The 13,343-nt window shown below is 64.2% G+C and carries 13 protein-coding genes; 6 read left to right on the forward strand and 7 right to left on the reverse strand.

Features of this window, described 5'->3' with window-relative positions; genetic code table 11:
- Positions 1 to 77 precede the first annotated feature (77 nt).
- The 5 genes from C9990_RS14640 to C9990_RS14660 all read right to left on the reverse strand — a co-directional run bounded on the left by C9990_RS14640 (position 78) and on the right by C9990_RS14660 (position 5,041).
- Complete coding sequence (locus C9990_RS14640) at positions 78 to 335, reverse strand: hypothetical protein (protein ID WP_106803731.1); 258 nt, start codon at positions 333 to 335, stop codon at positions 78 to 80.
- Positions 336 to 866, reverse strand: a complete 531-nt coding sequence (locus C9990_RS14645; protein ID WP_106803732.1) for a GNAT family N-acetyltransferase — start codon at positions 864 to 866, stop codon at positions 336 to 338.
- Positions 867 to 955: 89 nt separating this feature from the next.
- Entirely contained in the window at positions 956 to 2,374 is a 1,419-nt protein-coding gene (locus C9990_RS14650) for an efflux transporter outer membrane subunit (protein ID WP_106803733.1), read from the reverse strand.
- A complete protein-coding gene (locus C9990_RS14655; protein WP_106803734.1) occupies positions 2,371 to 3,939 on the reverse strand; it encodes a DHA2 family efflux MFS transporter permease subunit in 1,569 nt (522 codons plus the stop codon). The genes C9990_RS14650 and C9990_RS14655 overlap by 4 nt, the downstream gene beginning before the upstream one ends.
- Positions 3,932 to 5,041: an HlyD family secretion protein gene (locus C9990_RS14660; RefSeq protein ID WP_106803735.1), complete on the reverse strand. Its 1,110-nt coding sequence runs from the start codon at positions 5,039 to 5,041 to the stop codon at positions 3,932 to 3,934. The genes C9990_RS14655 and C9990_RS14660 overlap by 8 nt, the downstream gene beginning before the upstream one ends.
- Before the next feature lie 100 nt (positions 5,042 to 5,141).
- Between C9990_RS14660 and C9990_RS14665 the strand changes: the two genes are divergently transcribed.
- The 6 genes from C9990_RS14665 to C9990_RS14690 all read left to right on the forward strand — a co-directional run bounded on the left by C9990_RS14665 (position 5,142) and on the right by C9990_RS14690 (position 10,509).
- On the forward strand, positions 5,142 to 5,852 hold the full coding sequence (locus tag C9990_RS14665; RefSeq protein WP_065908270.1) for a CerR family C-terminal domain-containing protein: 711 nt from the start codon (positions 5,142 to 5,144) through the stop codon (positions 5,850 to 5,852).
- Between the two features lie 278 nt (positions 5,853 to 6,130).
- Positions 6,131 to 6,295, forward strand: a complete 165-nt coding sequence (locus tag C9990_RS32480) for a hypothetical protein (protein ID WP_177410332.1) — start codon at positions 6,131 to 6,133, stop codon at positions 6,293 to 6,295.
- A gap of 268 nt (positions 6,296 to 6,563) precedes the next feature.
- Complete coding sequence (locus tag C9990_RS14675; protein WP_106803736.1) at positions 6,564 to 7,508, forward strand: alpha/beta fold hydrolase; 945 nt, start codon at positions 6,564 to 6,566, stop codon at positions 7,506 to 7,508.
- Between the two features lie 70 nt (positions 7,509 to 7,578).
- Positions 7,579 to 8,187 (forward strand): LysE family translocator, encoded by a 609-nt coding sequence (locus C9990_RS14680; RefSeq protein WP_065908275.1) that lies wholly within the window; start codon positions 7,579 to 7,581, stop codon positions 8,185 to 8,187.
- Between the two features lie 366 nt (positions 8,188 to 8,553).
- Positions 8,554 to 9,537, forward strand: a complete 984-nt coding sequence (locus C9990_RS14685; RefSeq protein WP_177410371.1) for a GlxA family transcriptional regulator — start codon at positions 8,554 to 8,556, stop codon at positions 9,535 to 9,537.
- A gap of 51 nt (positions 9,538 to 9,588) precedes the next feature.
- Positions 9,589 to 10,509 (forward strand): ADP-ribosylglycohydrolase family protein, encoded by a 921-nt coding sequence (locus tag C9990_RS14690; protein WP_106803738.1) that lies wholly within the window; start codon positions 9,589 to 9,591, stop codon positions 10,507 to 10,509.
- Here C9990_RS14690 and C9990_RS14695 read toward each other — a convergent pair.
- Both C9990_RS14695 and C9990_RS14700 read right to left on the reverse strand, forming a co-directional pair.
- The gene (locus C9990_RS14695) at positions 10,506 to 11,750 is read right to left on the reverse strand and encodes an FAD-binding oxidoreductase (protein ID WP_106803739.1); all 1,245 of its coding nucleotides are present in this window, start codon (positions 11,748 to 11,750) and stop codon (positions 10,506 to 10,508) included. The two genes, C9990_RS14690 and C9990_RS14695, sit on opposite strands and share 4 nt — an antisense overlap.
- A 3-nt stretch (positions 11,751 to 11,753) precedes the next feature.
- The gene (locus C9990_RS14700) at positions 11,754 to 13,325 is read right to left on the reverse strand and encodes an aldehyde dehydrogenase (NADP(+)) (protein WP_106803740.1); all 1,572 of its coding nucleotides are present in this window, start codon (positions 13,323 to 13,325) and stop codon (positions 11,754 to 11,756) included.
- Positions 13,326 to 13,343 lie beyond the last annotated feature (18 nt).

Genomic DNA, 13,343 nt, shown 5'->3' on the forward strand with positions numbered 1-13,343 from the left:
CTGTGCGCAGTAAAAGTGCATCGCCGCTGATTTCATAGATGCCCTGAGTAGATCGCCCAGCACCAATGCCCAATCCATCAAGCCGGCCCCTCGCTCCTGAGAATACGCTGCTCCTTCACCTCTCCGGCGTACCCGCCAATTTTCGCTTGCTGGGCCGTCAGTAATGCGCTGATCTTCATCAGCGCCACCGCTTCGTGCGGGGTTTTCGCGTTGGCCGCCATGGCCGTCAATTCGACCACGGACCAGCCTATGACCGCTGCCGCATCTTCCAGGTCGTAGAACAGTTCCTGCTGTGCCGTCCTGGGGCCATCGAGGCCTTGTATCAAGTCTTTCATCTATGACTCCGATGACGTGAGTTCAAGCGCCATGACCACCATGCCGATTTCTGCCAGGTCGGTGCTGAAGGGAATTTCTGCGACCTGCTGGAAACCCGACGCGGCGTAAAAGCGACGGGCATTGGCATTGCTCTTGAGGACATCCAGCCAGAGCAAGCGTTCTCCACGTTGCAATGCCCATTGGCGAATGAACTGCAGAAGTTGCTTGCCATACCCGCGCCCTGCGGCGCTGCTGAGGAAGTAGATTTTTTGCAGTTCGGCGCCGGGTTCACCGGTCACGGGGGCAGGGGTGGACCGGTTGACCTTGGCAAAGCCTACGAGGTGGCCGCTGTCATCGGCGGCGATAAACCAGGCGTGCTGGTCGGGCTGGGCGAGTGAGCGGCTGAGCGCGCTGGTTGAGAAGTCCTGGTCGAGAAAAGCCTGCAAGCCGGCGGGCGACCAGATGGCCGAGAAGTGTTGCCGGTAGGTTTCGCAGCCGACTTCGCGCAAGGCGTCGAGGTCGGCCTGGGTCGCTTGCCGAATGGTGAGCATGTTCTTCCCTGAGTGGCGCGCCGGCGCGCTTTATTGCGCTGCCGAGTCGCCAGTGTGTCTCAGGCAGCAAGGGCGTGTAAACGCCGTCGTCACAGGCTCCATCCCAGTCCCAGGGCCTTGTGCAGCGAGGCAAAGTCCTTGAGCAATTCGGCATCGCCGGAAATCCGGCTCTCCTGCGCCTGGTAGCGCGTGCGCTCCGCATCCAGCCAATCCAGGGTGCTCGCCGTGCCCGCACGATAACGTTGGCGCGTCAGGTCCGCCGCGCGTACCGCTGAAGATTCGACGTTGCGCAACAGCACCACGTTCTGGCGTTGATGCCCGTAGCGTGCCAGGGCGACGTCGGCATCGCGCAGTGCACTCAAGACCACGCTCTTGTACTGCGCGAGCGCTTCATCGCGACCGGCTTCGGCGCCTTTGACGCTGGCGGCGACGCGGCCGAAATCCAGCACGTTCCAGGTCAGGCGCGGCAGGATCAGCCAGGTGCCGTTGTCCTTGCGGGCGAGGTGGCCGGGGTCGCCGGCTGAGAAGGACAGGTCGCCCATCAGGCTGAGCTTGGGAAACCAGTCGGCGGTTTTCTCGCCGATCTGCGCGTTGCTGGAGGCCAGTTTGCGTTCGGCGACGCGGATGTCCGGGCGGGCTTTCAAGAGAGCGGCGGGATCGGCCACGGGTACTTGGGCGGGAATGGAAGGCAGTGCCTGCGGTGTGGCGAGGCGCTCATCCAGTTCGCCTGGCTCCAGGCCGCACAGCAGGCTCAGCTGGTCCTGGGATTCGACGATGGCGGCTTGCAAGGGCAAGCGCTGGGCCTGGGTATTTTCGGCCTGGGTGAGCACTTGTTCGAGTTGCAGCTGGGAGGCCACGCCTCGGTTGCGGCGTTGTTGAGTGAGGTCCAGGGCCTGGTTTTCGATGTCGACACTCGCCTCTACCAGCGCCAGGCGCGCCTGTTGATCACGCAGGTCGGTGTAGGCCTGCACGATTTCGGCGGCCAGTTGCACCTGGGCATCCGCCAGTTGTGCCTGTGCGGCGTCGGCTTCGGCCTGTGCGGCCTCGACGGCGCGGCGCGTGCCGCCGAACAGGTCGGCTTCCCAACTGGCATCGAAGCCGGCGAGATACAGGCTCAGCGGGCCGCGCCCACCGCCACCACCGCCCAGCGCCGAGGTATCAGGCGAGCGCAGTTTGAGCATCGCCGCATCGCCCGTGACCTTGGGCATCGCCTGCGCACGCGCGCCGCTGAGGCTGGCGCGCGATTGGCGCAGTCGGGCCCGGGCGGTGGCGATGTCCGGGCTGTTTTGCAGGGCCTGGCTGATCAGCGCGTTGAGCTGCGGATCGCCCAGCCCCTGCCACCACTGAGCGACGGCAGGTGCGTGTGGCACGTCGCTGTCGGCATGCGGTAAACGTGCGGCGGCGAGGGTTTTCGGCGCAACGTCGGGGGCGCCGTGGTAATCCGGGCCCACGGTGCAGGCGGACAGCAGCCCGACGGTCAGGAGGAGGGGAAACGAGCGAGCAATCATCGTTGTACCGTGCGCTTTTTCAGAATGAAGATCAGGGGCAGGCACGCCAGCATCGCCAGGCCCAGTAGGTAAAACGCGTCGTTGTAGGCCATCACCGAGGCTTGCCGTGCGATGTCGCTGGCCAGTTGGGTCAACGCCTGCAAATGTGCGGTGGACGGGTCGCCGGTTTGCGCCAGGTAGCTGGCGGCGTTGCTCGCCATGTGGTCCTGGGTCAATTGGCTGTTGGCAAGGATGCCTTCGCGCAGCCGGTCGTCGTGGAAGTGGCTGCGTCGGTCCATCAGCACGCCCAGCAGCGCCAGGCCGATGGTGCCGCCGAGGTTGCGCGACATGTTGTAGAGCCCGGCCGCGTCGCCGGCATCCTGGGTCTCGACCGAACGCATCGACAGCTGACTGAGCGGCATCATCACCAGGATCTGTCCGAAACCGCGCAGCAGCTGTGACCAGACAAAGTCATGCCCGACGCTGTCGGCGGTGAGCTGGGTATCGACAAAACAGCTGGCCCAATACAGCAACAGGCCGATACCGACCATCCAGCGCAGATCATAGCGGCCAAGCATCCTCGGCAGGATCGGCATCAGCAGGAACGCCGGGATACCGGACAGCAGCATGATCGCGCCGGATTGCTGGGCGTTATAGCCGGAGAGAATGCCGAGGAACTGCGGGACCAGATACGCCGTGCCATACAGGCCGGCGCCAACTGCCGTGCCGATCAGCAGCACGCTGCCGAAGCTTTTGTTGAGCACCAGTCGCAGGCGCAGGATCGGCGTACTCGAACGAAATTGCCCGACGGCGATCAGGAAAAAACCAACCAGCGTGGCGATGCTCAACCAGCTGATCAGCAGCGAGTCGAACCAGTGCTCGCGCTGGCCTTCTTCCAGCACCACCGTGAGCGAACTCAGGCCCATGGCCAGGCCGAGAATGCCCAGCCAGTCGGCGCTGATGAAACGTTGCAGGTTCATGCGCTCGGTGGGCAGGCCGGTGATCAACAAGGTGATCAGCGCGATGCTGATGGGCAGGTTGAGAAAGAAGCACCAGCGCCAGTTGATGTTTTCGGTCAGCCAGCCGCCAATCACCGGGCCGAGCAGGGGCCCGAGGATCACCGTCATGCCGAACATCGTGGTGCCGATCGCCAATTGATGCGGGGGCAGGCGGGTGCGCACGATGGTCTGGGCGGTGGGGATCATCGCACCACCGGCGAACCCCTGGCCGATGCGCCCGGCGATCATCGCGCCGAGGCTGGAAGACAGGCCGCAGAACATCGAAAACAGCGTGAACATCAGCGCCGTGCCGATCAGGAACCGGCGCAGGCCGAAGACCCGGGTCAGCCAGGCGGCGAGGGGGATCATGACGATTTCCGACATCAGGTAGCCGGTAGCAATCCACGTGCCTTCGGTGCCGGTGGCGCCGATCTGGCCCTGGATCTGCGGCAATGCCGAGTTGGTGATCGAGACGTCCAGGGTGGCGAGCAGCGCGCCAAGCGCCCCGGCGGCGACGGCGATCCAGTCGGTCAGCGAGGCGTTGCGCGGTGTCTCGGCGGCCACCCCGGCCATGAGTGCCTCAGCCATGGTTGGCGTCCGCGCCGTGGGTGCGGGTGTCCACGTCCACGGTGGCCGACAGGCCGGGCATCAAGGCGGCGCGAATGTCGTCAGGCAGATCGAGGGAAATCCTCACCGGCACACGCTGGACGATCTTGGTGAAGTTGCCGGTGGCATTCGACGGCGGCAGCAACGCGAACTGCGCGCCAGTGCCGGGGGAGAGGCTGTCGATATGGCCCTGCAGGTCATGGCCGGGCAGGGCGTCCACGTGCACGTTCACGCGCTGGCCGGGGTGCATCGCGCCGATCTGGGTTTCCTTGTAGTTGGCCGTCAGGTAGATCGCGCTGACCGGTACCACCGTCAACAGGCGCGTGCCGGGCTGCACGTATTGGCCGACACGCACGCCGCGATCGGCGATGCGGCCATCCAGCGGGCTGCGAATCACCGCGTCATCCACATCCAGCTGGCTCTGCGCCTCACTGGCCTTGGCCACGCCGAGTTGCGCCTGGGCCTGCTTGAGCTGGGCCTGCAGCGTGCCATAGCGGGTCTGGCTGGAACGCAAAGCGGCCTGCTTGGCCGCCACCGTGCTGCGCGCCTGCGCCAATTGGTTGTTGAGTTGCGCCAGGCGTTCTTCCGGTTCGGCACCCGAGCGGGCCAGCGGTGCATAGCGGGCGACTTCGGTCTGCGCATGCTGGGCATCGGCCTGCGCCCCCTGCAATTGCGCGCGGGCTTCGGCGATGGTTGAATCCTGCTGCACCAGGTCGGCCTGGGCCTTGGCGAAATCGGCTTCGCGCGCGGCAATCGTTGCCGAGGCCTCGTCGCTGACGGCCTGGTATTTACGTGCATCCAGGCGCACGAGAATGTCGCCGCGCTTGACGTCCTGGTTATCGCTGATCAGCACCTCGGCGACGTAGCCGTTGATCTTCGGCGCCACGCTGATGCTGTCGGCCTGCAGGTAGGCGTCGTCGGTGGTCTCGATGAAGCGCCCGGTGATCCACCACCAGGCGGCCCATGACACACCGACCAGCACGGCCACGGTCGCCAGTGTCAGCAGGATCCGCCGGGCCTTGCCGCGTTGGGTGGTGACGCTGTCTTCAGGCATGACCTGAGGGGAGGGAGGTGCGGCGGACATCGGGTCACTCCAGAATTTATATCAGGTGGAATAAATTCCTTTTTTCGCGAATTTTTGTCAACTGGTATATTTTGCTTCGGGTATTCGAAGGGAGCAGCACATGGCACGACATAAACCGGCCGCCGAGGGTGGCTATCAGCGCGGTGAAGAAACCCGCGCACGCATTGTCGAGGCGGCGGTCGTGGTGTTTGGCGAGCGTGGCTACGACGGTGCGTCTACCCGCGACATCGCCACCGCGGCCGGCGTCAACGCGCCGGCGATCCAGTACTACTTCGACGGCAAGGAAGGCGTGTACCTGGCGTGCGTCGAGCACTTGATCACGTTGTTGTGGCGCAAGATGAGCGAAACCGTCGAGGCCGCTGAACAGGCGCTTGCGGATGAAAATACCGCTGATGCGGCCTTGATCGAGGTGTCACTGGGCATCCTCGGCGCGGTGGTCTCGACCATTCAGGACAGCCCCCAGACCAGCGCATGGCGGGCGTTCCTCGACCGCCACCAGGCCGGTTTATGCCCGGCAAGTGCAACCACGGCGTTCGACGAGCGTTTCAAGGCACGCATCGCCCGGGTCATCCGGCTGCTTATCGCGCGCCTGGCCGGGTTTGCGCTGGAGGATGAACGCACGGTCATTCATTCGATGGCGCTGTTTACCCAGGGCCTGGCGTTCCGGGTGCAGAAGCCCAAGCTGCTTGAGGCGTTGAAGTGGACCGAGGTCAGCGTCAAGGAGATGGAACTGGTCAGGGACGTGGTGCTGATGCAGGCACGGTTTACGCTGGAGGGGTTGGTTCGGCACCGGGACCTGCGCGCTGAATGAGTACGCGGTCGACTGGGCAACGCCGCCGTTCTACGTTCACCTGATGACGGCGTTGGGCAAGGCGGATTACGTGCCGCCTATGTTTGCCTATCTGCGCAAGGGCTAGCCTCGACGAGTGTTTCCTGTCACGGTCACAGAGCCCAAGCTATTGAAAAACAATGGGTTGTATCGCCATGCATACAAACCTTACCCACGTGTTACACGATAGTCATGACGCACTTCATTTTGCACGGTCATAGCCTGCGAGAAGTTAATCTCATCAAGCAAGAGAGTGCAGAATGAAGTTGAGTTACGTAACCAAGGCGGCGGTGGTTGTCGCGCTGTTGTCGAGCCTGTCGGGCTGCTGGATGTTCATGCCACCGGGAGGCGGCGGTGGTGGCGGTCATGGCGGTGGCCATGGTCAAGGCGGCGGCCCGGGTGGGCCAGGTGGCGGTCCGCGCTGACCGATAGGCACTAAGACAGGCAAGTCATGCACCATGACTTGCCTGTTTTTTTGCCCGCGATAAATCTCAGGCAAAGAAAAGCCCGTGATGGGGGCACGGGCTAAAGGGATGTTCATTAGGAGCTGGATTGACCATAGGCGCTCGTCTGTGAAAGGTTCGTGAAAGACAACAAGTATTTCACTGTGGGCGTTCGTCATCCGTTCAGCGCGGATTCAAGCACGCTGGGCAACTATAGCGTTGAGCCATTTCTGCTGGTGGAGACGCGTAGATGCTAGTGATCGTTGCCTTGCTCGCCCTCGTGGGGCTCGGGGTGTGGTTGACCTACCCACGGGTGGGCAATCTGCTGTTTGTGCTGATTGCACAGGTGCAGGCGCGGCGCGCGCGCTTGAAGGGCGTGGTGGTGCCTATCAAGGGCATGACGCTGGCCACCTGGCAGGGCGGTGATCGCCAGTCGCCGGCGCTGCTGCTGATCCACGGCTTTAGCGCGGACAAGGGCGTATGGCTGGATTTCGCGCGGTATTTTACCGACGACTACCGGGTGATCATTCCGGACCTCGCTGGCCACGGCAGCAACGCCTTTGTGCCCGGCGGCGACTACAGCATCGCGGCCCAGGCGCGGCGGATGGTGGCATTGCTCGACGCGTGCCAGGTCGCGCAGGTGCACGTGATCGGCAGTTCGATGGGCGCCTACATCGCCAGTTGGCTGGCTGCGCAGTATCCGGAACGGGTGCTGTCCATGGTGCTGATCGGCGCGGCCGGCGTGCAATTGCCGCAGCCCAATGAAGTGGAAGAGCTGGTCAATGCCGGCGACAACCCTTTCCTGATTCACACGCGGGCGCAGTTTGATCGGTTCTTCGCCATGACCATGGCGTCGCCGCCGTGGATTCCCGAGGTGCTGCTGGCGGCCGAGGCGGCGGTGTATATCAAGCGGCGTGCTGAGCTTGCAGAGATTTTCGCAGACTTCGAAGGCAGCCCGCGCATGGAGCCGTGGCTACCCGAGGTGCGCGTGCCCAGCTTGATTCTGTGGGGCCGCGAAGACCGCATGGTGCCTGTCGCCAGTGCGCAGACCTGGCTCGCCGGCCTTGCGCAGGCGCAACTGCAGATCATCGACGGCGTGGGGCACTTGCCGATGGTCGAATGTCCCGAGCTGGCCGCGCAGTATTGCCGGGACTTTCTCGGCGGCGCCAAAGTGTACAGCTCGATCCGCTCCTAGCTGTACGGGGCGGCGGCGCGCGGATGGCTTTACTGTCGCAGGCCTGCCACCCCCGTTTGGATGCCGCGTCATGGTCATGTCTACCAGCCTGCTGTCAGCTTTTGTGTTGTTTGCCTTCGTATCCTCGATCACCCCCGGTCCGAACAACACCATGTTGCTTGCCTCCGGCGTGAACTTCGGGTTTCGCCGCTCGATTCCCCATGCGCTGGGCATCAGCATCGGCTTCATGCTGCTGGTGATTGCGGTGGGCCTGGGCCTGGGTGAGGTGTTCAAGGTCTTTCCGTGGGCCTACACGGTGTTGCGCTACGTGGGCGCGACGTACCTGCTGTACTTGGCGTGGAAAATCGCCACGGCAGGCGGCATGTCCGACAGCAACGATGAGCGCGGCAAGCCCATGACCTTCCTCGGCGCGGCGGCGTTCCAGTGGGTCAACCCCAAGGCCTGGATCATGGCGCTCGGCGCCATCACCACCTATACGCCGGCCGAGGGCTATGTCACCAACGTGCTGGTGATTGCCCTGGTGTTCGCCATCGTCAACCTGCCCAGCGTATGCGTGTGGGTCGGGTGTGGCACGGGCTTGCGCAATGTGCTGCGTGAGCCGCGCTGGGTGCGGCTCTTCAACGGCGTGATGGCGGGGCTGCTGGTGCTGTCGCTGTACCCGATGCTGTTTGCCGGTTGAGATAGCCGCTGCCGCGATTGAGGCTGGATCAGACCGGCGAGATGGTTGCCAGCAGGCCGATGCCGATGGTCAATACCAAAAAGCCGAACAGGAAAAGTGCCATCTTGGTCATAAGGCCTCCGAAGGGAAGGGAGTGGGGATGGCGCTATTGTCCGCCCAGGCGGCTTTTCGATACAGATGCAGATAACAAAGAAAAAACCGTATCAGATGCGTGTGCCGCCGTTCTGCCACGGGCTTTGATCGAGGGCGCTTTTCTCAAGATCAGCGCGTGAGACAGCCACTGCATTTGCCCCTAAGATGGCGCCCACTGCATCAACAATAAACGTGGGCCAACCCTCGATGGAAAGACGCCAATTCAGCGGTGGCATGCAAGGCAAGAACCTGCGCTACCTCAACGAAACCTCGCGGCAGCCGGTGCCGCTCACCCGCGTCGGCTTTTTGCTGCTCGAACACTTTTCGCTGCCGGCCTTCACCCAGACCCTCGACACCTTCGTCACCGCCAACCTGCTGCGGCCTGAACTGTTCGCCACGCGCACCTTTGCTTGCGCGGATGACGAAGTGATCAGCGACCTCGGACTGGTCATTCGTCCTGATGCACGCCTGGGTTCGTCGGCGCTGCAGGATCTGGAGCTGCTGGTGATCTGCGGCGGCTTTCGCACCGAACTCAAGGCCAGCGAAGACTTCATCCACCTGCTGCGCAGCGCTGCCGAGCAGGGCGTAAAACTCGCCGGACTGTGGAACGGCGCGTGGTTCCTCGGGCGTGCGGGCCTGTTGCAAGGCTATCGCTGCGCCATCCACCCCGAACATCGGCCGGCCCTCGCCGAAGTGTCCAAGGCCACCCACGTCACCAGCGAACCCTACGTGATCGACCGCGACCGCCTGACCGCCTCCAGCCCTTCCGGCGCCTTCCACATGGCCCTGGACTGGATCAAGGCCCTGCACGGCAAGGCCCTGGTCGAAGGCATCGAAGACATCCTGGCCTTCGAAGAGTCGCGCTACCGGCGCATCAAGCCGACCGAAAATGTCAGCGTCAGCGCCCCCCTGCGTGAGGTGGTGAAACTGATGGACGCCAACCTCGAGGAACCGCTGGAACTCGACCAACTCGCGGTCTACGCCGGTCGCTCGCGACGCCAGCTCGAGCGCTTGTTCAAAGAGCAACTGGGCACCACGCCGCAGCGCTACTACATGGAACTGCGCGTGACCGAAGCGCGGCGCTTGCTGCAGCACACCGAGCTGTCACAGGTGGAAGTGCTGGTGGCCTGCGGCTTTGTCTCGCCGAGCCATTTCAGCAAGTGCTACAGCGCGTATTTCGGATATCGCCCCTCGAAGGAGAAACGGTTGGTCAAGTAGCATGGGCGCGGTAGACAAAAATCCGCACGAATGCTCAGTCAAGGAGAGCTAATGACCATCACGCTTATCGATCGATATCGCGGCAGCTTGCTGGGGCTGGCGTGTGGCGACGCCGTGGGCACGACAGTCGAATTCATGCCGCGCGGCACGTTTGCGCCGGTCACCGATATGGTCGGCGGCGGGCCTTTCCAGCTCAAGCCGGGACAGTGGACCGACGACACCTCCATGGCGCTCTGCCTGGCCGAGAGCCTCCTGCGCAAGAACGGCTTTGACGCGGCGGACCAGATGGCCCGGTACCTGAACTGGTGGACGTGGGGCTACTTGAGTTCGACGGGTGATTGTTTCGATATCGGCATGACCGTGCGTGAGGCGCTGTCGGCGTTCCAACAGCACGGCGACCCGTTTGCCGGTTCGACCGCGCCGTTTTCGGCCGGCAATGGTTCGATGATGCGCCTGGCGCCAGTGGTGCTGTTTTACTTTCCAGACCTTCAGCGTATCGAGGACTTTTCCCGCCAAAGCTCGCGGACCACACACGGCGCCCAGGAAGCGATCGAATGTTGCGTGGTGCTCGCGCGGGCCATCGCCGGGGCGTTAGGCGGTGCCGCCAAAGAGCAATGGCTGACGATCCCAAGTACCGGGCTGCAGGCGCCCAAAGTGCTGGCGATTGCCCAAGGCGGCTACCGCGAAAAGACCCGCGAGCAAATCACCGGCTCCGGCTACGCAGTGGCGTCGCTGGAAGCCGCGCTCTGGTGCGTCCTCAACACGGACAGCTTCGCCGAGGCGGTGTTGGCGGCCGCCAACCTGGGGGATGACGCCGACACCACGGCGGCCATCGTCGGCCAGTTGGCCGGCGCCCACTATGGCGTGCAAGGGATTCCGGCTGGCTGGCTGGAAAAATTGTGGATGCGTGACGACATCGAGGAAATGGCGGAGGCACTGTTGAAGACCTCCACCGGCAACCCGGCGGCTTAAAACCTGTCCAGTCGATAGGGCGCCAAGCCCGACGGCAACTGATCGCCGCTTGCCAACGCGCCAACCATCTCCGCCGTCACCGCCGCCTGCGTCAATCCCAGGTGCTGGTGACCAAACGCCAGCAGCACCTTGCCGTCACACACTCGATCAATCACCGGCAGCGAATCCGGCAGCGACGGTCGAAAACCCATCCAGGGCGTCGCACCTTCCTGGCTCAGGTCCTGACGAAACAGACCTTTGCTCAGTCGATGCAACTGCCAGGCGCGCTGCATGTTGGCCGGGCGCTCCAGCCCGGCGAATTCCACCGTGCCGGCCAGGCGCAGGCCGCCCGTCATGGGCGTCATGATGAATTTGCGCTCCAGGGAGGTCACCGCGAAGGGCAGGCGCTGATGCTCATGCGGCAGCATCAGGTGATAGCCACGCTCGGTGTCCAGCGGCACGGTTTTGCCCGTCAGTGCCGCAGTGAGCCTGGCCGAGTGGGCGCCACAGGCGATCAGCACCTGACGCGCGGCCAATCGCCCTTGATCGGTGCTCAGCGTAACGCCTTGATCATCTGTGCGGCCGTCCAGCACCTGGCGCTGGAGAAACTGCACACCCGCAGCTTTCGCCGCCTCGACCAGCTCGCAGACCACCTGATAGGGATCGAGAAAGTGCCCGGTACTCGGAAAAAACAGCCCGCCCTGAATGGCATCGCTCAATTGCGGCGCCGCCTCGCGGATTGCATCGCCGGTCCAGAAAGTCACTGGCACCTGCTGCTGGCGCATGCGCTCCTGCACTGCCTCCAGTGCCGCGCGCGACTCCGGGCGTTCGAATACCAGCAGCGAGCCGTCTTCGCGCAGCAGTTGCGCGCGGTCGATGCTGTGCAGCAAGCGTTGCCACGCCGCCAGGCTGGCTTCGTTCAACGCGCGGATGCCCGCTACCGTACGCCGGTAGTGGGCCGGGCGCAGGTTCAGCAGCAGGCGGATAAACCAGGGCAGGGCGCGTGGCAGGTATTTCCAGTCCAGGCGCAGCGGGCCCATCGGGTCCATCAGCATGCCGGGCAAGCGCTTGAGGATCGATGCATCGGCAATCGGAAACACCTGCTCGGTGGCCAAGTGGCCGGCGTTGCCATAAGAGGCGCCCAGGCCGGGCGCCTGCGAGTCGATCACCACCACCTGGCGCCCTTGACGCGCCAGCTGCAACGCGCAGGCGACCCCGATAATGCCGGCGCCGACCACGGCGATCTCTGTACGCTCTGGCATTGTTCAGGCCTCCCGTTGGCCATCGAGCAGGCGGCGCAGCAGCAACGGGTTGCCCTGTTGCAGCGCCGTCGGCAGCAAGGCGTCGGGGAAGTCCTGATAGCACACCGGCCGCAGGAAACGCAGGATCGCCGCCGTGCCCACGGACGTGCTGCGGGCATCCGAGGTGGCCGGGAATGGCCCGCCATGCACCATGGCATCAGACACTTCCACGCCGGTCGGCCAGCCGTTGACCAGCAGGCGCCCGGCCTTGCGCTCCAGCACCGGCAGCAGCGCCTTGGCGTTTGCCAGGTCGGCTTCATCCATCTGAAGCGTGGCGGTGAGCTGGCCTTCGAGCTGTTCGGACACCTGGCGCACTTCTTCACTGTCGGCGCACGCCACGAGCAGCGACGCCGCGCCGAACACTTCGGCCTGCAAGTGTTCGTTGGCCAGGAAGGCGCTGGCTTCGGTCACGAACAGGTGCGCCTGGCCCTGGTTGGGACTTTGCCCCGGTACGCCGCGGGCCACCACCTTGGCGTGCTGGCTCAAGACACCGACACCGGCTTGGAAGGCACTGAAAATACCCGGTGTGAGCATGGTCTGTGCTGCGCTGCGTGACAGCAGGTCTGCCGACTGTTGGATGAACCGATCCAGGGCCGGGCCCCGAACCGCAATCACTAATCCAGGGTTGGTGCAGAACTGTCCGGCACCCTGGGTCAGCGACGCCACGAACCCCTGGGCCAGGGCGGCGCTGCGTGCTTCGAGCGCCGCTGCAAACAGGTACACCGGGTTGATCGAACTCATTTCCGCATACACCGGGATCGGTTCCGGCCGCGCCTGTGCCGCCTGGGTCAGCGCGATGCCGCCGCTGCGCGAACCGGTAAAGCCGACGGCCTTGATGCGCGGATCGGTCACCAGTGCGATGCCCACTTCGCGGCCCGAACCGTAAAGCAGGGAAAACACGCCCTCTGGCAAGCCACAATCGCTGACCGCCTTGGCCACCGCGCGGCCGACCAGCTCGCTGGTGCCGGGATGCGCCGCGTGGGCCTTGACGATCACCGGGCAACCGGCCGCCAGTGCCGATGCGGTATCACCGCCAGCGACGGAAAAGGCCAGGGGGAAATTGCTCGCGCCAAACACCGCCACCGGGCCCAGCGCCACGTGGCGTTGACGCAAATCCGCACGCGGTAGTGGCTGGCGTTGCGGCTGCGCGGTGTCGACGCGCACGTCCAGCCATTCACCGGCGCGCACGGTCCGTGCAAAGGTGCGCAGCTGCGCGCAGGTGCGGCCACGCTCACCCTGGATCCGTGGCACCGGCAAACCGGTTTCGGCCGCCGCGCGCTCAATCAACGCATCGCCCAAGGCTTCGATGTTCTCGGCAATGGTTTCGAGAAACTGCGCGCGCTGCGCCAATGAAGTCTCGCGGTAGCGATCAAAGGCGGCCCACGCCAGTGCGCACGCCTGCTCGACATGCTCGCCGCTGCCACCGGCGTAGGCCGGCTCCAAGAGCGCGTCGGTGGCGGGATTGATGGCCCGGATCACATCGCGCGTACCGCCAAGGAGTTGCTGGCCGATCAGCATTTTGCCCGTCAGAGTCATGGGGTTTTCCTGGAAAAA

This window comes from Pseudomonas sp. S5D5, from assembly GCF_003013355.1.
Taxonomy (GTDB): Bacteria; Pseudomonadota; Gammaproteobacteria; order Pseudomonadales; family Pseudomonadaceae; genus Aquipseudomonas; species Aquipseudomonas aylmerensis.